The 18,227-nt window shown below is 55.3% G+C and carries 18 protein-coding genes and 2 tRNA genes; 12 read left to right on the top strand and 8 right to left on the bottom strand.

Going from position 1 to position 18,227, the window contains the following annotated elements:
- Positions 1-363 precede the first annotated feature (363 nt).
- Complete coding sequence (locus ACSZO1_RS02255) at positions 364-1,053, bottom strand: extensin-like domain-containing protein (RefSeq protein ID WP_437609093.1); 690 nt, start codon at positions 1,051-1,053, stop codon at positions 364-366.
- 248 nt (positions 1,054-1,301) lie between these two features.
- On the opposite strand from ACSZO1_RS02255, the gene cycA reads away from it, so the two are divergent.
- A complete protein-coding gene (gene cycA / locus ACSZO1_RS02250; protein WP_437609091.1) occupies positions 1,302-2,696 on the top strand; it encodes a D-serine/D-alanine/glycine transporter in 1,395 nt (464 codons plus the stop codon).
- A 120-nt stretch (positions 2,697-2,816) separates the two neighbouring features.
- Here cycA and ACSZO1_RS02245 read toward each other — a convergent pair whose 3' ends face one another.
- A complete protein-coding gene (locus tag ACSZO1_RS02245; protein WP_437609089.1) occupies positions 2,817-3,869 on the bottom strand; it encodes a metal-dependent hydrolase in 1,053 nt (350 codons plus the stop codon).
- A gap of 79 nt (positions 3,870-3,948) precedes the next feature.
- A complete protein-coding gene (rutR, locus tag ACSZO1_RS02240; protein WP_437609087.1) occupies positions 3,949-4,584 on the bottom strand; it encodes an HTH-type transcriptional regulator RutR in 636 nt (211 codons plus the stop codon).
- Between the two features lie 282 nt (positions 4,585-4,866).
- Between rutR and rutA the strand changes: the two genes are divergently transcribed.
- From rutA to rutG, 7 genes are read left to right on the top strand one after another with little or no spacing between them, the layout of a single operon-like run.
- Positions 4,867-5,958, top strand: a complete 1,092-nt coding sequence (gene rutA / locus ACSZO1_RS02235) for a pyrimidine utilization protein A (RefSeq protein ID WP_437609085.1) — start codon at positions 4,867-4,869, stop codon at positions 5,956-5,958.
- Positions 5,958-6,698 (top strand): pyrimidine utilization protein B, encoded by a 741-nt coding sequence (rutB, locus tag ACSZO1_RS02230; RefSeq protein WP_437609101.1) that lies wholly within the window; start codon positions 5,958-5,960, stop codon positions 6,696-6,698. Before rutA ends, rutB begins: the two co-directional genes overlap by 1 nt.
- A gap of 15 nt (positions 6,699-6,713) precedes the next feature.
- A complete protein-coding gene (rutC, locus tag ACSZO1_RS02225; protein ID WP_437609083.1) occupies positions 6,714-7,100 on the top strand; it encodes a pyrimidine utilization protein C in 387 nt (128 codons plus the stop codon).
- 24 nt (positions 7,101-7,124) lie between these two features.
- Positions 7,125-7,952, top strand: coding sequence for a pyrimidine utilization protein D (rutD, locus tag ACSZO1_RS02220; RefSeq protein ID WP_437609081.1), 828 nt, complete (start codon positions 7,125-7,127; stop codon positions 7,950-7,952).
- Complete coding sequence (locus ACSZO1_RS02215; protein ID WP_437609079.1) at positions 7,937-8,527, top strand: malonic semialdehyde reductase; 591 nt, start codon at positions 7,937-7,939, stop codon at positions 8,525-8,527. The genes rutD and ACSZO1_RS02215 overlap by 16 nt, the downstream gene beginning before the upstream one ends.
- Positions 8,528-8,537: 10 nt before the next feature.
- The gene (gene rutF / locus ACSZO1_RS02210) at positions 8,538-9,062 is read left to right on the top strand and encodes an NADH-dependent FMN reductase RutF (RefSeq protein ID WP_437609078.1); all 525 of its coding nucleotides are present in this window, start codon (positions 8,538-8,540) and stop codon (positions 9,060-9,062) included.
- Between the two features lie 49 nt (positions 9,063-9,111).
- Complete coding sequence (gene rutG, locus ACSZO1_RS02205; RefSeq protein ID WP_437609076.1) at positions 9,112-10,443, top strand: pyrimidine utilization transport protein G; 1,332 nt, start codon at positions 9,112-9,114, stop codon at positions 10,441-10,443.
- On the opposite strand, the gene ACSZO1_RS02200 is transcribed toward rutG, so the two are convergent.
- On the bottom strand, positions 10,440-11,369 hold the full coding sequence (locus ACSZO1_RS02200) for a DMT family transporter (protein WP_437609074.1): 930 nt from the start codon (positions 11,367-11,369) through the stop codon (positions 10,440-10,442). The genes rutG and ACSZO1_RS02200 overlap by 4 nt on opposite strands.
- 130 nt (positions 11,370-11,499) lie before the next feature.
- Positions 11,500-11,664, bottom strand: coding sequence for a general stress protein (locus tag ACSZO1_RS02195; protein WP_437609072.1), 165 nt, complete (start codon positions 11,662-11,664; stop codon positions 11,500-11,502).
- 506 nt (positions 11,665-12,170) lie between these two features.
- Between ACSZO1_RS02195 and wrbA the strand changes: the two genes are divergently transcribed.
- The 3 genes from wrbA (at position 12,171) to ACSZO1_RS02180 (ending at position 14,473) form a co-directional block, all read left to right on the top strand.
- A complete protein-coding gene (gene wrbA, locus ACSZO1_RS02190) occupies positions 12,171-12,770 on the top strand; it encodes an NAD(P)H:quinone oxidoreductase (protein ID WP_437609070.1) in 600 nt (199 codons plus the stop codon).
- A 17-nt stretch (positions 12,771-12,787) separates the two neighbouring features.
- Positions 12,788-13,018 carry a YccJ family protein gene (locus ACSZO1_RS02185; RefSeq protein ID WP_437609068.1) on the top strand — a complete coding sequence of 77 codons (231 nt, stop codon included), beginning with the start codon at positions 12,788-12,790 and terminating at the stop codon, positions 13,016-13,018.
- Positions 13,019-13,099: 81 nt separating this feature from the next.
- Positions 13,100-14,473 carry an NAD-dependent succinate-semialdehyde dehydrogenase gene (locus tag ACSZO1_RS02180; RefSeq protein WP_437609066.1) on the top strand — a complete coding sequence of 458 codons (1,374 nt, stop codon included), beginning with the start codon at positions 13,100-13,102 and terminating at the stop codon, positions 14,471-14,473.
- Positions 14,474-14,694: 221 nt separating this feature from the next.
- Here ACSZO1_RS02180 and agp read toward each other — a convergent pair whose 3' ends face one another.
- From agp to ACSZO1_RS02165, 3 genes are all read right to left on the bottom strand, one after another.
- Positions 14,695-16,374 carry a bifunctional glucose-1-phosphatase/inositol phosphatase gene (gene agp / locus ACSZO1_RS02175; protein WP_437609064.1) on the bottom strand — a complete coding sequence of 560 codons (1,680 nt, stop codon included), beginning with the start codon at positions 16,372-16,374 and terminating at the stop codon, positions 14,695-14,697.
- A 336-nt stretch (positions 16,375-16,710) separates the two neighbouring features.
- Positions 16,711-16,798, bottom strand: a tRNA-Ser gene (locus ACSZO1_RS02170).
- Between the two features lie 415 nt (positions 16,799-17,213).
- Positions 17,214-17,301, bottom strand: a tRNA-Ser gene (locus ACSZO1_RS02165).
- A 220-nt stretch (positions 17,302-17,521) separates the two neighbouring features.
- Between ACSZO1_RS02165 and yccA the strand changes: the two genes are divergently transcribed.
- On the top strand, positions 17,522-18,178 hold the full coding sequence (gene yccA / locus ACSZO1_RS02160) for an FtsH protease modulator YccA (protein WP_437609063.1): 657 nt from the start codon (positions 17,522-17,524) through the stop codon (positions 18,176-18,178).
- Positions 18,179-18,227 lie beyond the last annotated feature (49 nt).

The raw sequence follows: 18,227 nt of genomic DNA, 5'->3' as shown, positions 1-18,227 counted from the left end.
AGCGGGCATCGTGAAAAGTCTATGTCAAAGAAAGGGTTATGTTCTCATAATTGACGATTAAATCGCACCTTCCCTAATGTTTTGCAGTAAGTGGACTAAGCCAAATCAACAAAAAAAGAAAAAGAAAAACACATTTAAAACATAAAGATAAAACAGGAAAATAATAAACCTGGCAAAAAAACGGATGTGATAACACATTTCATTTAGCAATGTATTATTGTTTTCACCACAGCGCCAGCGGCAATGTATTATTGTTTATAACCTTTTATTTGACGCAATAATGCCGGCTTTTGCATAGCTGCCAGCAAATACGCGATCTGTTACGCTAATAAATAAATTAACGCTGATAAACATTTCATCTCATCAGCGACAGACTGCAAAACCACGCATACCGAGGTGAAAGTGGTTAGCATGTGCAGCGTTATACTCCGGTCCAAGCGCATTACCAAAATAGCGGCAGCTTTGCTGAAAGGTCTGCTGCAGCCATACCGCCTTCTCCTGCGGCTGCCGCCAGTTATCGATCACACTGATGCGCTCACCATTCTGCAGGCGAAAACCGGCAATGTCCCAGGCATCGGCAGTGGCATGCTCACTTAAACGCCCCTGTTCGCGATGGTAGATATTGCGACAGGCGAAGCTGCCCAGATGATCAATACGCGCCAGCGGTGAGATTGCTGCATGATGCTGCTGTATCGCCGTGACAAACATCACGCTGCTGACTGCCAGCGGGCAGCTGGCGAGAAATGGCGTATTCAGCTGTACAGAACCAAAGCGCTGAATCACCAGAGGGTGTTCCAGCGGGCAACGCCCCTGCGTGCTGTCGGTGCGACGGAAACTGACCCAGCCTTCGTCGCGCGCCCGTGTCATCACCGCAAGGCACGCTTCAGGATCAGTTGCCAGGCGCTTTAATTTATAACGGGTAATAATATTCGGCGGGTCGGTCACCGCAAGTGGTGCGAACGGATTATATTGCGCAGGCAGATGCTGTTTAATCCACGGTATGGCAGCAAATAACGCCACAATAGTGATGAGCAGCACAGCGAGAAATTTCACAGACAGCAAATCCCTGGCGCACCCGTGCGCACGTTAATCCAGCCATAACATCAACCATAGTCCCGCCAGCAATATCTGACAGCACTGGCGAGAATTTATACTGAACTTTACCTCTGAGCGACAAAAATAAAAAAAATTACCTGTTATCCCGCCAATTACACTATCTTATGCCAACTTAGCTGGTGACCAACCAGATTAAATAACAGCCAACAGAGCTGACACACCATCACTGACAGGAATAAATCGTTATGGTTGATCAATCAAAAGAGACTGTGCTGGGCAGTAAAGACCCGGATAAGCTACAGCGTAATCTGCACAATCGTCATATTCAGCTGATTGCTATCGGCGGCGCGATTGGCACCGGGTTGTTTATGGGATCAGGAAAAACCATCAGCCTCGCCGGTCCTTCGATCATCTTCGTCTATATGATCATCGGCTTTATGTTGTTCTTTGTGATGCGCGCCATGGGCGAGCTGCTGCTGTCCAACCTGGAATATAAATCCTTCAGCGATTTCGCGGCGGATTTACTCGGTCCATGGGCAGGCTATTTTACCGGCTGGACTTACTGGTTCTGCTGGGTCGTCACCGGTATTGCCGATGTGGTGGCTATCAGTTCCTATTTCCAGCTCTGGTTCCCGGACTTCTCTATCTGGATGAGTGCCCTGCTTTGCGTGCTGCTGTTCCTGACGCTGAATATCGCCACAGTTAAACTGTTTGGCGAGATGGAGTTCTGGTTCGCGATTATCAAAATCGTTGCCATTGTGGCGCTGATTGTTGTCGGTATTGTGCTGGTGGCAATCCACTACCCGTCTTCCGGCGGCAGCCAGGCTGCATTGTCTAATATCTGGGATCATGGCGGTATGTTCCCGAAAGGCCTGAGCGGTTTCTTCGCTGGTTTCCAGATTGCCGTGTTTGCCTTCGTCGGGATTGAACTGGTCGGCACTGCCGCCGCAGAAACCCACAACCCGAAAGCGGTACTGCCACGCGCTATCAACGCCATTCCGATCCGCATTATCTTCTTCTATGTGCTGGCGCTGATGGTGATTATGGCCGTGACGCCGTGGAACCAGGTGATGGCCGATCGCAGCCCGTTTGTTGAGATGTTTGTGCTGATTGGCCTGCCAGCCGCAGCCAGCATCGTTAACTTTGTGGTACTGACCTCTGCCGCCTCTTCCGCCAACAGCGGTATCTTCTCCACCAGCCGTATGCTGTACGGTCTGGCGCAACAGGGTGTCGCCCACCGTGGCTTTGGTCGTCTGTCATCACGCGCGGTGCCGACCAATGGCCTGTTCTTCTCCTGCCTGTGCCTGCTCGGCGGCGTGGCGTTGATCTACCTGATCCCGAACGTGATGACCGTATTCACCATGGTGACTACCGTGTCTGCGATCCTGTTTATGTTTGTCTGGACCATTATCCTCTGCTCGTACCTAGTGTACCGCAGGAAGCACCCGCAGCGTCATGCTGAGTCCATCTATAAAATGCCACTGGGTAAAGTCATGTGCTGGGTGGTGATGGCGTTCTTTGTCTTCGTACTGGTGTTACTGACACTGGAAGACGATACCCGCCAGGCGCTGATGGTCACGCCGCTGTGGTTTATCCTGCTGGCAGCTGGCTGGCTGATGCGGAAAAGAAAACAGAGTTAATCACTAAAGGGCAGCAGAGATGCTGCCCTTTTACTTTCAGGCATCCCAAAAGTTTACAGCACAGGGAACACGGTCAGAAGAGGAAAGCGTCCCGCGCCAGGGACGGCGCGGGCCGAGCGGTCAGGATGACGCATAGCGACTTTCCGATCTGACCGTGTTCCCTGTGCAGGCACGCCCCCCGCAACCACGCCCTGAGTATAAACGCTGCCACAACGTACTAAATGACGCCGATAACGACGGCCGCGGCGAAGGCAATCGCACCGGCTTCGCATCCTTCAACCCCTCTGGCGCGCCCAAATCAAACGTAAAGGTGTAGCTTGGATCTTCTCCCATACGCAGATCGGTTATCAGCAAACGCCCTTCCTGCTCACGCATAGCGAAAAAGCCGTGACTGAACCAGGCAACGCGATCCACATACCAGTCGCCTTTATAGCGCTGATACAGTTCTGCGCCGCGATCATGCTGGCTGAACTGCAGCGGTCGCTGCGGTGATAACAGCGAGTAGAAACCTTCGGCATAGCCCTGCGGTGTCATCACCAGTACACGCCACACCAGAGTATTGAACGCCGTCGGCGAAACCAGCACCTGCTCAGCGGGCAACTGCTGACGGGCGATTTCCGCCTTTACCTGCTGCGTGGCGCAACTCTGCGCCAGCACACTCCACAGCAGATACAGCGTGCTTAATGTCAGACCGAGGCGATTCCACCACAACCCGCGAGCACCACGCCGCCAGAACGCCAGCGCCAGACCAGCCAGCAGTGGCAGGGTATACAGCGGATCAACAATATAGATACTGCTGACCGCATACGGGTGGTCGGTAAGCGGCAGACCAAGCTGCGTGCCATACACCGTCATTAAATCAAGCAGCGGATGGGTAATCAGCGCCAGCCATATCGCAATCCACCAGTTCACCCATAACGGCCGCTGACGCAGCATACCCGCCAGCAGCCAGGCCAGTAACGGTGCCGCGAGGGTCAGAAACAGTAACGCGTGGGTTTCAGTACGGTGAAACGTCATATTGCGAATGGCGTCACCGTGATCGAGAAAGACATCCAGATCCGGCAGCGTGCCACACACTGCCCCGACCGCCGCCGCCTGCCACAGTGGCACTTTGCGCCCCATTGCCGCCATCGTCACTGACGCACCGAGCACCAGTTGAGAAACCGAATCCATCGCTATTCCCTGATAAATAAATGCGTTAAGACGGCTATCCTGCCACAGACAATGTAAAGATAATTACGGCTGCGCAAACTTAACGCACGCGAATCCCTTCAATCACCATGCGCTGCACATTTTCCACCGTCTTGTGAAAGAAGACCGGGTCGCTGAGATTTTGTCCGGTAATCGCTTCCACCTGCGTGGCAAAGTCCGCGTAGTGCTGCGTCGTCGCCCACAGCATAAAGATCAGATGATGCGGCTCGACCGGCGCCAGTCGCCCCTGCGCAATCCAGCCTTCAATCACCGCCGACTTCTCTTCCACCAGCGCTTTTAAGTCTCCTTCCAGCTCCCCTTTTAGCAACGGTGCACCCTGCAACATTTCGAGGCAGAACAGACGCGAGGCCTGTGGATGGTCGCGCGACACTTCCAGCTTCATACGGATATATTCCTCAATCGCCTCCAGCGGCTGCAGATCGTCACGCATAGCACGCAGCGGCGCCAGCCAGACATCGAGGATATCTTTCAGCACCGCGATATACAGCGCTTCTTTCGACGGGAAATAGTAGAGGAGATTGGTTTTTGAGACGTCGGCACGTTCCGCCACCTGATCGAGGCTGGTGCCATGAATGCCAAACTGGGAAAAAAACTCCAGCGCAGCGGCGAGGATCGCCTGGCGTTTGGCGGCAACCGCGCGCGAGCGGCGCGTCGGGGCTTTTTCTGCTGACTTCACTGTAACTCCTTCTCCATCACTGTTGGCAGATAATAGCAAAGCGCCTGCACTCTGATGGCACATCTTTGCCTGTTTTCTGTGCATCATTTTTTACCAAATGGTCTGCTTCAGACCGCCTGCTCTGCAACATTATTAAGCTTCAATTATAACACCTTGTTTACAAACACCTTTTATTTTCTGGCACAGCCTTTGCAATTTATCACCTGAGCGCCGCCTCGGGGAAAGTTGCAGAATGCATCGCCGCGCGTGAACCACATCCATCGTTAAACAGAGGGGTTTCACATGAAAATTGGTGTCTTTATTCCTATTGGCAACAACGGCTGGTTGATCTCAACCCATGCACCGCAGTACATGCCAAGCTTTGAACTCAATAAAGCCATCGTGCAGAAAGCCGAGCACTACCACTTCGACTTTGCGCTGTCGATGATCAAGCTGCGTGGCTTCGGCGGTAAAACCGAATTCTGGGATCACAACCTCGAATCCTTCACCCTGATGGCGGGTCTCGCCGCCGTGACATCACGTATTCAGATTTACGCCACCGCAGCCACCCTGACGCTGCCACCGGCTATTGTGGCACGCATGGCCTCGACGATCGATTCGATTTGCCCTGGCCGCTTTGGCGTCAATCTGGTGACCGGCTGGCAGAAACCCGAATATGAACAGATGGGCATCTGGCCGGGTGATGAGTATTTCTCACGTCGCTATGACTATCTGACCGAATATGTGCAGGTGTTGCGTGACCTGTGGGGCACCGGCAAATCCGATTTAAAAGGTGAATTTTTCACCATGAATGACTGCCGCCTCAGTCCGCGCCCACAGCAGCCGGTCAAAGTGATCTGCGCCGGGCAGAGCGATGCCGGGATGGCGTTCTCGGCAAAATATGCTGACTACAACTTCTGCTTCGGGAAAGGCGTCAATACCCCGACCGCGTTTGCCGCCACTGCCAGCCGGATGAAAACCGCCGCAGAGCAGACCGGACGAGAAGTCGGCTCCTTTGTGCTGTTTATGATTATCGCCGACGAAACCGATGAGGCCGCGCGCGCGAAATGGGAACACTACAAAGCCGGTGCCGATGAAGAAGCGCTGGCGTGGCTGACCACCCAGAGCCAGCAGGATACCCGCTCCGGCAGCGATACCAATGTGCGCCAGATGGCCGACCCGACTTCAGCGGTCAATATCAATATGGGCACGCTGGTCGGCTCTTACGCCAGTGTCGCACGCATGCTGGATGAAGTGGCCACCGTTGACGGTACGCAGGGGGTATTGCTGACCTTTGACGATTTCCTGCAGGGCATTGAAGACTTCGGCGAACGCATTCAGCCACTGATGAAAAGCCGCATTGACGTGATCGATGCTGCGCGGGAGGTGGCGTGATGCATAACCCTGAGAACGTGGTCTGCGCTACCCTGCAACGCGATAACCTGATCCTGCCCGCACGCCCGGAAGCTATCGCTTTCCCGCCGTCACAGAGCGCGCTGATTGTGGTGGATATGCAGAATGCCTATGCCACCACAGGCGGCTACCTCGATCTGGCAGGCTTTGATGTCTCCGCCACTCAACCGGTGATCGAAAAAATACATCAGGCGGTGACCGCCGCCCGTGAGGCGGGTATCCAGATTATCTGGTTCCAGAATGGCTGGGACGAGCAGTATGTTGAAGCCGGTGGCGCAGGCTCACCTAACTTCCATAAATCGAATGCGCTGAAAACCATGCGCAGACACCCGGAGCTGCAGGGCAAGCTGCTGGCGAAAGGCGGCTGGGACTACCAGCTGGTCGACGAACTGCAGCCGCAGACGGGCGATATTGTGTTGCCGAAACCGCGCTACAGCGGCTTCTTTAATACGCCGCTGGACAGCATGCTGCGCAGCCGCGGTATCCGCCATCTGATCTTTACCGGCATCGCCACCAATGTCTGCGTCGAGTCGACACTGCGCGATGGCTTTTTCCTCGAATATTTCGGCGTGGTGCTGGAAGACGCAACCTATCAGGCAGGGCCACCCTTCGCTCAGCAGGCGGCGATTTTTAATATCGAAACCTTCTTTGGCTGGGTCTCTGATGTGACGACCTTCTGCCAGACATTGCAGGACACACAACCCGTTAAACGCTCAGCCTGATAAGGAGAGATAGCGATGCCAAAAACTGTCATTACCCCGCCCGGAACCGGTATTCCGCTGGCACCGTTTGTGCCTGGCACTCTGGCCGACGGCGTGGTGTATGTCTCCGGCACCCTGCCGTTCGACAAACAGAACAATGTGGTGCACGTCGGCGATGCCGCGGCACAGACGCGCCATGTGCTGGAGATCATTAAAAGCGTGATTGAAACCGCAGGCGGCACCATGGATGACGTCACCTTTAACTCCATCTTTATCACCGACTGGAACAATTATGCGGCAATCAATCAGGTGTACGCGGAGTATTTCCCTGGTGAGAAACCAGCGCGCTTCTGTATCCAGTGTGGACTGGTGAAACCCGATGCTCTGATTGAGATCGCCACCATCGCGCATATCGGCAAATAACCCGCCCCACAGAGGAGCCGCACTATGTATATCGAGCTGTCAGGTCAGCAACATGCGCAGGCAAAAACTGTGGTGCTTTCCGCCGGACTGGGCGGCTCCGCGAATTTCTGGCTGCCGCAAAAGCAGGCGCTGGAGGCGCACTACCGGGTAGTGGTGTATGACCAGCGCGGCACCGGACGCAGTGCCGATACCCTGCCGGAAGGCTACAGCATGCAGGACATGGCCGCCGAACTGACGCAGGCGCTGCGGCAACAGGGTATCACCGAGTGCGATGTGGTGGGTCATGCACTCGGCGGCATGATTGGCCTGCAAATGGCGCTGGATTATCCGGAACTGGTGACACGCATCGTGGTGGTCAATGGCTGGCTGAGCCTCGATCCCCACACCCGGCGCTGCTTCCATGTACGCCGCGACCTGCTGCTGAATGTCGGCGTTGAAGCCTTTGTGCGGGCACAACCGCTGTTCCTGTATCCCGCCGGCTGGTTATCGGCCAATCAGGCGCGGATAGAAGCGGAAGACAGCCTGGCGGTGACGCATTTTCAGGGGATGGAAAATCTGCTGCGCCGCCTGCATGCCCTGATGGCGACCGACTTCAGCACTGATGCGCAGCGCATCACGCAACCGGTACTGGTGATCTGCGCGCAGGACGACTTGCTGGTGCCCTGGACCTGCTCGGAAACCCTGCACGACGCCCTGCCCAACGCCACATTGCAGAAAATGCGCTGGGGTGGTCATGCAATGAGCGTAACTGATAGTCTGACTTTCAACCGGTTAGTGCTGGAATGGCTGAATGCCCCGCCGCCGGTTGTCACTTTTAACCCGGAAATGGAGTCAACATGGCAGAACCACTGAATAACGCAGCCCTCGCCACCCTGTTTACCGACGCGCACACGCACAGCGTCTGGCAGGACAAACCGGTCACGGATGCGCAACTGGACGCGATTTATAACCTGTTACGCCTCGGCCCGACCTCCGCGAACTGCTGCCCGGCACGCTTTGTGTTTGTGCGCAGTGCGGAAGGCAAAGAGAAGCTGCGCCCGAGCCTGTCCAGCGGCAATCTGGCAAAGACCATAAGCGCACCGGTCACTGCGATTGTCGCCTGGGACCCGCAGTTTTATGACGCCCTGCCGCAGCTGTTCCCGCACACCGATGCCCGTTCCTGGTTTACCTCCAGCCCGGCGCTGGCGGAAGAAACCGCATTTCGCAACAGCTCACTGCAGGCGGCTTATCTGATTAGCGCCTGTCGTGCTCTGGGTCTGGACACCGGGCCGATGTCGGGTTTCGACCGGGAAAAAGTCGATGCCGCGTTTTTCGCTGACAACGGCTGGAAAAGCAATCTGTTAATCAATATTGGCTACGGTGATGCCAGCAAGGTGCATGCCCGTCTGCCACGTCTTGCATTTAGCGATGCCTGCCAACTCGCTTAAGGAGTAAACCATGTCGCTGCACACCCTGCCGCTGGCTGCCGCCAGCGTGGAGAAACAGGAGTTCCGTAATGCCATGTCGCGCCTCGGCTCGGCAGTCAATATCATCACCACCGATGGACCTGGCGGCCGTGCGGGTTTCACCGCCTCCGCCGTGTGCAGCGTCACCGATACCCCACCGACTTTACTGGTGTGCCTGAATCGTTCGGCCTCCGTCTGGCCGGTGTTTCAGCAGAATCAGGCTCTGTGTGTCAATACGCTGGCGGCAGGCCACGAGACGCTGTCGAACCTGTTTGGCGGCAAAACGCCAATGGAAGAACGCTTTATTGCCGCCGAGTGGTCAACGCTGGTCACGGGCGCCCCGGTACTGGCAGGCGCGATTGCCTCCTTTGACTGCAAAATCAGTCAGGTAGTCAGCGTCGGCACCCATGACATTCTGTTTTGCGAAGCGCAGGCGCTGGTGTGCAACGATCACAGCCACGGCCTGATCTATTTCGATCGCGGATATCATCATTTGCTGCGGCAGGAAGCCAGCTAACTGGCGCAGTCCGACAGTCACAGTTTTTCACCTCTATCTGGAGAAGACGATGGCAAGTTCCTGGTTCCCACAATGGCGTAAGACATCCGCAGTTAACGGCCACGGTATCGTGGCGCCTGATGAAGCCCTGCCCGCCGGGCAAACCCTGATTATGGGGCTGCAGCACGCAGTAGCGATGTTTGGCGCAACGGTGCTGATGCCGTTGCTGATGGGACTCGATCCCAATCTGGCCATCCTGTTATCCGGCATCAGTACCCTGCTGTTCTTCCTGGTGACCGGTGGCCGGGTGCCCAGTTATCTTGGCTCCAGCGCTGCGTTTGTCGGCGTGGTGATCGCCGTGACGGGCTATAACGGCCAGGGACTGAATCCCAATCTCAGCATCGCGCTGGGCGGTGTGATCGCCTGTGGCCTGTTGTATACCCTGATTGGTCTGGTGGTCATGAAGCTGGGTACGCGCTGGATTGAACGGCTGATGCCGCCAGTGGTGACCGGTGCCGTGGTGATGGCGATTGGCCTTAACCTGGCACCGATTGCAGTACACAGCGTTTCCGCGTCTAGCTTCGACAGCTGGATGGCAGTGATGACCGTGCTGTGCATCGGACTGGTGGCGGTATTTACCCGTGGCATGGTGCAACGCCTGCTGATTCTGGTCGGGCTGATCCTCGCCTGGGCGCTGTATACCGTACTGACGAATGTGCTGGGCTTTGGTAAACCGGTCGACTTCAGTGCACTGGCAAACGCCGCCTGGTTCGGTCTGCCACAGTTCTCTTCACCAACGTTTAATCTGCAGGCAATGGTGCTGATTGCGCCGGTCGCGGTGATTCTGGTGGCGGAAAACCTCGGCCATCTGAAAGCGGTCGCCGGTATGACCGGACGCAGCCTCGACCCGTATATGGGACGTGCTTTTGTCGGTGACGGGCTGGCAACGATGTTGTCCGGCAGCATGGGCGGCAGCGGTATGACCACTTATGCAGAAAATATTGGCGTGATGGCGGTGACCAAAGTCTATTCGACACTGGTGTTTGTCGCCGCCTCGCTGGTCGCGATGCTGCTGGGCTTTTCACCGAAGTTTGGCGCACTCATTCACACTATCCCGGGTCCGGTGATTGGCGGTGCATCCATCGTGGTATTTGGTCTGATTGCCGTGGCAGGAGCGAAAATCTGGGTGCAGAATAATGTGGATCTCAGCCAGAACGGCAACCTGATTATGGTGGCCGTGACGCTGGTGCTCGGTGCCGGTGACTTTGCGCTGAATATTGCGGGCTTTACGCTCGGCGGTATCGGTACGGCGACGTTCGGGGCGATTATCCTTAATGCCATTCTCAGCCACCGCCGTACCGCTGCACTGGACGGCAGTGAAGCGGTGTCGCAAAAGGGCTAAGCGCTTTCAGTGATATCCTCAGGCGAAGCCGCAAGCTTCGCCTGTTTTTTACGTTTCAGCTTCAGTTCGCTAATCAGCACGCCAAGCACAATCAGCGCGCCACCGATTAAAGCGATACCCGGCAGGCGCTCACCCGCAATACGTCCCACCACCCCGGCCCATACCGGTTCCCCGGCGTAAATCACCGTGGCGCGCGTCGGCGATACGCTGCGCTGCGCCCAGTTCATGGTGACCTGAATCAGCGCACTGGCGATGCCCAGCCCCACTGCGCTGTACAGCAGGTAAGGGGAAAATGACGGCACCGATTCACCATTTGGCGCCATAAACAGAAAGGCACTGGCCGAGGCGACGGCCAGCTGCACAATGGTCACCCGGCGCACATCGACTTTCCCGGCACAGGCACTGATCAGGATAATCTCGGCCGCAATCGCCACCGTGCTGAGCAATGTGGCGCTCTCTCCGGCACCAAACGCCAGCGAATCTCCCTCTGGCCCCGCCAGCAACAGCAGGCCGATAAAGGCCAGCGCCACGCCGATCCACGACATCAGCCCTGGCATACGGCCAAGAAACAGCCACTGTAACAGCGGCACCAGCGGAACATACATCGCGGTAATAAAAGCGGATTTGCTGCTGGAAATGGTCTGCATGCCCCAGGTTTGCAGGCCATAACCACAGGCGATAGCAATACCAATCCATGTCCCCGCTTTCACTTCATGCCACGTCAGGCCGCGCAGGCTTTTCCAGGAAATCAGCGCCAGCAGCAATGCTGCCGTAGCAAAGCGCAGGCCGACAAAGAAAAACGGGCCACTGACAGTCATCGCGTGGTGAACCACCAGAAAGGTGCCGCCCCATAACATCGTAATGAGGATCAGCACCATCTCCGGCATACTGATACTGAATTTATAACGCGATAATAGTGCTGACATCATGCTGGCCCGACAAAAAAACAGGGCGCTAGTGTGCGTTGGCGGGGAATGAAGGTCAATGATTAAAACATGAACCGCCGGGCAGTACCCGGCGGCAGGGGAAGTGTCTCAGAATAACGGTAGCGGGCAGTTATTTTTTGCCGCTGGCCCGTCCCCCTTTTTCACCTGCTTTGGAGGCACGCTGTGGGTCATTTTTAAAATTACCCCCGCTGCTTTTACCTCCTTTGCGTCCAGCTTCTGATGCTCTTTCACGGTCTTCAGCGAAATTACCAGAGCCTCCACGATGTTCTGCCATTTCTTACCTCCGAATAGTTAAGACATCATATTGCTAACGCCTCCTGCGTTATGGTGCAGAAGGAGGCGGCGAAATCGTCACCACCTCGTTTCAGTTTAGACGAAACGCACTATTTGCCGCTGTCTGTTTATATTTCGAAACAAACAATCGACTAAAAAATGGCGTTAATACCACACAGTTCTCTTAAGCCGCTCTAAGCGCTATTGAAATTTTTACCGCTTATCCCAGGGCGGGTTTCTGCCGCTTATCTCGGCCGTCACGAAACGGCAATCGGCCATTTCTCTTCTATACTTTATTGATGACCGATCCAGTGCAGCAATGCAGGAGAGCGACAATGGCAAACCAACCGCAGTTCCCGGATAAAGACGATCCCCATAACGCGCCAGAGTCTGGCGATAAAATGCCAGATGCACCCGCGAAAAAATCCTGACTGACTAACCCGCTCGCTGGCCCTGCACGGTCAGCGAGTTTTTTTATCTCTCCGAACCCTAACGATGGAGTCAATAATGGCGAAGATACTTGTGCTCTACTATTCGATGTACGGACATATTGAGACCATGGCTAACGCAGTGGCGGAAGGCGCCAGTAAAGTGAGCGGCGCTGAGGTGACGGTAAAACGCGTCCCGGAAACCATGGATGCAGAACGTTTTGCGCAGGTGGGCGGAAAAACCGGGCAGGTCGCGCCAGAAGCGACGCCGGAAGATCTGCCCGCCTATGACGCCATTATCTTCGGCACACCCACTCGTTTTGGCAACATGGCCGGCCAGATGCGCACGTTCCTCGACAGAACAGGCGGCCTGTGGGCCTCTGGCGCACTGTACGGCAAGCTGGCCAGCGTCTTCTCTTCCACCGGGACGGGCGGCGGCCAGGAGCACACCATTTCCTCCACCTGGACCACGCTGGCACATCACGGCATGGTGATTGTCCCCATCGGCTATGCTGCCAAAGAACTGTTTGATGTCAGTAAAGTCCGCGGCGGTACGCCTTACGGCGCGACGACCATTGCGGGCGGCGACGGTTCACGCCAGCCGAGTGAAGAGGAGCTGAATATTGCCCGCTATCAGGGGCAACATGTCGCTGAACTGGCCGTCAAACTTAAAGGTTAATCACTCAGGAGGCAGCTATGACAACGCAACAGGCAAAAGCGCATCATGTCGGCGAATGGTCCACTCTGCGCGCAACGTCACGCGAAATCGGCGAGGCGATTTTTGAAGTGGCGGCTTACGATGAGCGCCTTGCAGAAGAAATCTGGCGGCAACAAGGCAGTGACGACGTACTGCTGCGCGCATTTAAGAAAACTGACGAAGATGTGCTGACCTGGGATGGCAAGGTCGTTGAGCGCCGTAATGTCTGACCGCGCGTAAACCGGGCGGCCTGCCGCCGCCCGGCATGTTTCCCCGCCAGAATAGCCTCATTCGAACTAAGGAGCGTATGCATGTCTTCCTACCAGAGCATCAATCCGGCGAATAACCAGCGACTGAAATCCTGGCCAGAGCACAGTTCAGAACAGGCGTTGCAGGCGCTCGAGATCGCCAGCCAGCTGTACCAGTCACCGTGGAGCAAAGGCGATATCCAGCCGCGTCTGCGGGTATTAAAAGAAGTGGCGGATATTATTGACCAGCGTGTCGATGAGCTGGCAAAAATTGCCACGCTGGAGATGGGTAAGCTGATTAATCAGAGCCGCGGTGAAGTGAAGCTGTGTGCGCAAATCGCCCGTTACTATGCTGACAATGCACAACGCTTTCTGCAGCCAGTTCCCTATCCCAGTGAACTGGGCGAAGCCTGGGTAGAACATCATCCGATTGGCGTGATTATGGCGGTCGAGCCATGGAATTTCCCCTACTACCAGCTGATGCGCGTGCTGGCGCCAAACCTGGCCGCCGGGAATCCGGTGCTGGCGAAACATGCGGGTATCGTGCCGCACTGCGCCGATGCCTTTGCCCGTATCGTACTGGAGGCGGGTGCCCCGCAGGGGGCATGGACCAATCTGTTTATCTCCAGCGAACAGGTCGCTGAACTGATTGCTGATGATCGGGTGCAGGGCGTGGCGCTGACCGGCTCGGAAAAGGCAGGCAGCATTGTCGCAGCACAGGCGGCAAAACACCTGAAAAAATCGACGCTGGAGCTGGGCGGCAATGATGTGTTTGTGGTGCTGGATGACTGCGATCTTGATGAAGCGGTAAGACAAGGCGCCCAGGCGCGCCTGAGTAATGCCGGTCAGGTCTGTACCGCCGCCAAGCGCTTTATTGTGCAGGAAAAGGTGGCGGATCAGTTTCTGGAAAAATTCACCGCCGCTTTTGCTGCCATGAAAATGGGCGATCCTCTGGATGAAAGCACCACGCTGGGTCCGCTCTCCTCGGCCGGTGCGCGTGATAACCTGGTAAAACAGGTGCAGCAGGCCATTGATCATGGTGCAACACTGCATTATGGCGGTGATGTGATGCCGGGGGCTGGCTGTTTTTATCAACCCACGATTCTGACAGGAATTACACGTCAGAATCCGGCCTACTTTGACGAGTTTTTCGGCCCGGTCGCACAGGTATATGTGGTGAAAAACGATGATGAGGTCGTCAGGCTGGCGAACGATTCCCACTATGGTCTCGGCGGTTCCGTGTTCACCGGCGATATTGCACGTGGCAGACAGCTGGCATCACGTATTGAAACCGGCATGGTATTTATCAATTCAATGAGTGATACCGCACCAGAGCTACCTTTTGGCGGCATCAAACGTTCCGGTTATGGGCGTGAACTGTCCGATCTCGGTATTAAAGAGTTTGTGAACCAGAAGCTGGTGGTGGAAAAAAGCTGAGTTTTGGTTACATGCATGCAGAAAGGGCCGACGGTGTCGGCCCTTTTTTATCACTGCAATGGATTACCCCATTTTGCTCCCCTCCCCATGCAATGGGGAGGATTAGGGAGGGAGAACAAACAGCAACGATGCGCAGTCGTTTGTTCCCCCATCCCAGCCTTCCCCCATTACAGGGGGAAGGCGCAATCAGTGCGATGCACCAGGCCGGGAACCAGTCCGAATTACTGTGCTTTTGGCGCTTCAGCGGCTGGTTTTGGTTCAGCAGCTTGTGGCTGCGCGGTTTTCTCTGCCGCTGCCTTGTCTGCTGCGACTTTATCCGCTGCCGCCTTATCCGCCGCAGCTTTGTCTGCCGCAGCCTTATCCGCGGCCGCTTTTTCTGCAGCCGCTTTGTCAGTAGCGGCCTTCTCTGCTGCGGCCTTGTCCGCTGCAGCTTTATCGGCAGCCGCCTTTTCAGCCGCGGCTTTCTCCGCCGCAGCCTTCTCTTCTGACGCTTTCGCCTGCACCGCTTTTTCTGCTGCGACTTTATCCGCAGCGGCTTTTTCCGCTACCGCCTGCTCTGCAGCATTCTGTGCCGCCTGAGCTTTATCCGCCGCGACTTTCGCCGGATCGTTGCTCTGTTCCACCGGTTTCACCGCGACGGCTTTCTCCAGCGGCGTACCCTTCAATGCGCCATCCAGCACCTGGGTGAACTGCTCCCACGAGCAGAAACCATTGGTATCCGTGTCACAGCCCTGCAACTGCAGCGTTACACGCTGTGGTGGCGTTTTCAGCGTCAGCGGCTGAGCATCGCGCAGCTGTTCCGCAGTCTGGTAAACATATTCAATTTTCACCAGATCTTTATTGTTCTTGCTGTCATGCCAGCGTTCAAACACTACCTGACCGCCAATCGGTGTGCGCTCATTCTGGCCCGGCAGGTTATAAGGTTTCACGTTCAGCGCGGTCAGCATCGACGCGATATTAGAGTCGTGACCAACCATCAGCGTGACTTTCGGTGCCGTCTCTTTATCCTGGTCGATCAGCTGGCTGCGGATATAGTCCACCAGTGGCGCAGCGACATTACGTGCCACATCCGCTGAAGTGAACAATGCATCCTGGTAACCATTTTTAATTGCCGACAGTTCCTGCCACTGCTCATCGGTCTTAATCTGCCCCCAGGCAACCTGCTCCAGCGGGAAGCCTTCGTAATATTGCAGCGTGAACGCATCCACCAGCGAGTTGCCCACGCGCAGCGGACCCGATACGCCCGGCGCTTCACCGTTGTTGGCTTTAAAGCTGTTCTGACTGTCGCTAAGCGAGCACTGTTTGTTGTCCTTACAGGCTGGCGCATTTTTATAATCCGTGATTCTTTCCAGACGCTGGAAGGCAGGCTTCAGGTTCAGTTTTTCCGCCGCACTGCTCATTGATGCCAGCGCCTGCTTATTGAAGGCTTCACTGTTGTTGGTAATCACCGGATTAAAGATCGGGTCCATCGCGCCCACGTCATCCTGGTGGGTGACCGGAATATCACAGCCCGGGAAGGCACCGGTAATAAAGAACTGTGCAGTCGCGATGGTGCGCTGCAGACTGTTGGCATAAGCAAAGACATCATTCCCCGCCGGGCATTCGCCGTTTTTCACCAGCCCCTGCTGTGCCAGCCACTCACGGGTATAGTGCCCCATATACACTTCCAGCACCCCACCCTTGGTGGTCAGCTGACCGCCAGGAACATCCCACTGTGGCCAGGCTTTTTTCGTCGACTGTTCCAGAACACTGCCGTTGTCCGCCAGCGGCGCGCGCAGGTTATGGCGGCTCATCATTAACACTTGTTGCAGCTGCAGGTCACCGTCTGCCGCATGGGCAGCAAATCCGACAGACAAAGCGGCCAGTACGGACAATGCGCAGAGCGTGTATTTTTTGATCATTGTGCTTATTCCATTGATTCAGATGCTAAACATCCGGGCTGGCAAACAAGCTATCACAGCGGACAGCAAAATATCGCCACATCTTAACCTGCCACGTGGCGAAATACCCCGGGAGTTTGCAGTAGCATATCGTGCTATGCAATATAGCAGACTCTGGCGGTTGTGGTTTAGTGCATTAGCAGATTGAAAAGCAACAAGATGTTTTTCAGATTTGTGGGGATTGTGTACCGGATCGGCCATGCCGCAGGGTCAGGATAATGCAGAGACTGGTTTGTTTTACTGAAATCTGGAATAACGCTGGCGTGACGCTGAAGAAAGGAACGACTGCAGAAAAGATGGCGGAGGAGGAGAGATTCGAACTCTCGAACGGTTTCCCGTCGCCGGTTTTCAAGACCGGTGCCTTCAGCCACTCGGCCACCCCTCCGCAGACTCTATTACTAAAGCCACCCTAAACACCGCTCAGGTCTTTAAGATGCGAGCAGTGTAATGGCTTGATGCGAAGAGAGCAACAGACAAATCATCTGCCGCTGACTGTTCGCCGAAATTATGTGCTAATTGCTTGTCTTTTAAGTCGTTATGCTGAAAAAACAGGCGTTAAGCTGTGCGCTGTCATCCCTTCTGCTCATTAAATAGCGGTCACGGCATCACACTGCCACCATCGCCAGCAAAACAGTGCCAGCGGCTTAGCTCAGGATCAACAAAACGGGCAGCAATCCGCTCAGGACAAAAACAAGGGTGATTAACGTGAGTGAATTCAGGAAGTAACAGGGAATTTGTGTTCAGTTGATGAGAAAAAGTATTTTGTGAATTTTTACTGTCAGCAGGACGCTAAGAGAAGATGGCGGAGGAGGAGAGATTCGAACTCTCGAACGGTTTCCCGTCGCCGGTTTTCAAGACCGGTGCCTTCAGCCACTCGGCCACCCCTCCGCAATGAGGCGCACTATAAACATGTGCCTGAGCCTTGTAAAGCCTGAAGTGGTTCGTTCGGCTGAAAAATCACCATTTCGTGTTTTTTTGCCGTTATTATCGCCATCCTGTACGCACAATCAGCAGCTTAACGCGTAAAGAAGGGTAAAACGGCTTTATTTCTCTCCCCTGACTCCTTTATTGTCATACTCATATCTGTGACCTGATTAAGAGGCGCTTTATGGATCGTATTGTTACCTCCACACGTGAAAGCTCACTACTGAGCACCCACAAAGTTCTGCGTAACACCTATTTCCTGCTGGGTCTGACGCTGGCGTTTTCCGCCGTCACCGCGACCGCCAGCACCGTTCTTGCCTTGCCTGCACCGGGATTAATCCTGATGCTGGTTGGCTTTTACGGCCTGATGTTCCTGACCTACAAACTGTCAAACAGTCCGGCAGGGATTCTGGCGGCCTTCGCCTTTACCGGCTTCCTCGGCTACTGCCTGGGGCCAATTCTTAACAGCTTCCTCAGTGCAGGCATGGGCGATGTCATCGGCCTGGCGCTGGGCGGTACGGCGCTGGTGTTCTTCTGCTGTTCAGCCTATGTGCTGACCACGCGTAAGGACATGTCATTCCTCGGCGGCATGATGATGGCTGGTTTTGTCGTGCTGCTGGTCGGCGTTGTGGCGAACCTGTTCCTGCAGTTACCGGCTCTGCATCTGGCGATCAGCGCGATGTTTATTCTGTTCTCTGCGGGCGCGATCCTGTGGGAAACCAGCAATATCATCCACGGCGGTGAAACCAACTATATCCGTGCCACTGTCAGCCTGTATGTCTCGCTGTACAACATCTTTGTCAGCCTGCTGAGCATTCTCGGCTTCGCACGCAACGACTAGTTTCCCTCTGTAGTGCATCCTGAAGCCCCGCTTGCGGGGCTTTATTTTT

Origin of the sequence: Erwinia sp. V71 (assembly GCF_965644245.1) — a bacterium.
Taxonomy (GTDB): Bacteria; Pseudomonadota; Gammaproteobacteria; order Enterobacterales; family Enterobacteriaceae; genus Erwinia.
The sequence above is the reverse complement of the archived record's forward strand: the minus strand, read 5'-3'. Positions and strand labels throughout refer to the sequence as shown.

Coding starts and splice junctions, on each gene's coding strand:
- wrbA (WP_437609070.1), top strand. CDS start 12,171: ATGGCGAAGATACTTGTGCTCTACTATTCGATGTACGGACATATTGAG.
- rutD (WP_437609081.1), top strand. CDS start 7,125: ATGTATATCGAGCTGTCAGGTCAGCAACATGCGCAGGCAAAAACTGTG.
- ACSZO1_RS02245 (WP_437609089.1), bottom strand. CDS start 3,869: ATGGATTCGGTTTCTCAACTGGTGCTCGGTGCGTCAGTGACGATGGCG.
- ACSZO1_RS02215 (WP_437609079.1), top strand. CDS start 7,937: ATGGCAGAACCACTGAATAACGCAGCCCTCGCCACCCTGTTTACCGAC.
- ACSZO1_RS02180 (WP_437609066.1), top strand. CDS start 13,100: ATGTCTTCCTACCAGAGCATCAATCCGGCGAATAACCAGCGACTGAAA.
- ACSZO1_RS02195 (WP_437609072.1), bottom strand. CDS start 11,664: ATGGCAGAACATCGTGGAGGCTCTGGTAATTTCGCTGAAGACCGTGAA.
- rutG (WP_437609076.1), top strand. CDS start 9,112: ATGGCAAGTTCCTGGTTCCCACAATGGCGTAAGACATCCGCAGTTAAC.
- rutA (WP_437609085.1), top strand. CDS start 4,867: ATGAAAATTGGTGTCTTTATTCCTATTGGCAACAACGGCTGGTTGATC.
- rutC (WP_437609083.1), top strand. CDS start 6,714: ATGCCAAAAACTGTCATTACCCCGCCCGGAACCGGTATTCCGCTGGCA.
- cycA (WP_437609091.1), top strand. CDS start 1,302: ATGGTTGATCAATCAAAAGAGACTGTGCTGGGCAGTAAAGACCCGGAT.
- rutB (WP_437609101.1), top strand. CDS start 5,958: ATGCATAACCCTGAGAACGTGGTCTGCGCTACCCTGCAACGCGATAAC.
- agp (WP_437609064.1), bottom strand. CDS start 16,374: ATGATCAAAAAATACACGCTCTGCGCATTGTCCGTACTGGCCGCTTTG.
- ACSZO1_RS02185 (WP_437609068.1), top strand. CDS start 12,788: ATGACAACGCAACAGGCAAAAGCGCATCATGTCGGCGAATGGTCCACT.
- rutF (WP_437609078.1), top strand. CDS start 8,538: ATGTCGCTGCACACCCTGCCGCTGGCTGCCGCCAGCGTGGAGAAACAG.
- yccA (WP_437609063.1), top strand. CDS start 17,522: ATGGATCGTATTGTTACCTCCACACGTGAAAGCTCACTACTGAGCACC.
- ACSZO1_RS02200 (WP_437609074.1), bottom strand. CDS start 11,369: ATGTCAGCACTATTATCGCGTTATAAATTCAGTATCAGTATGCCGGAG.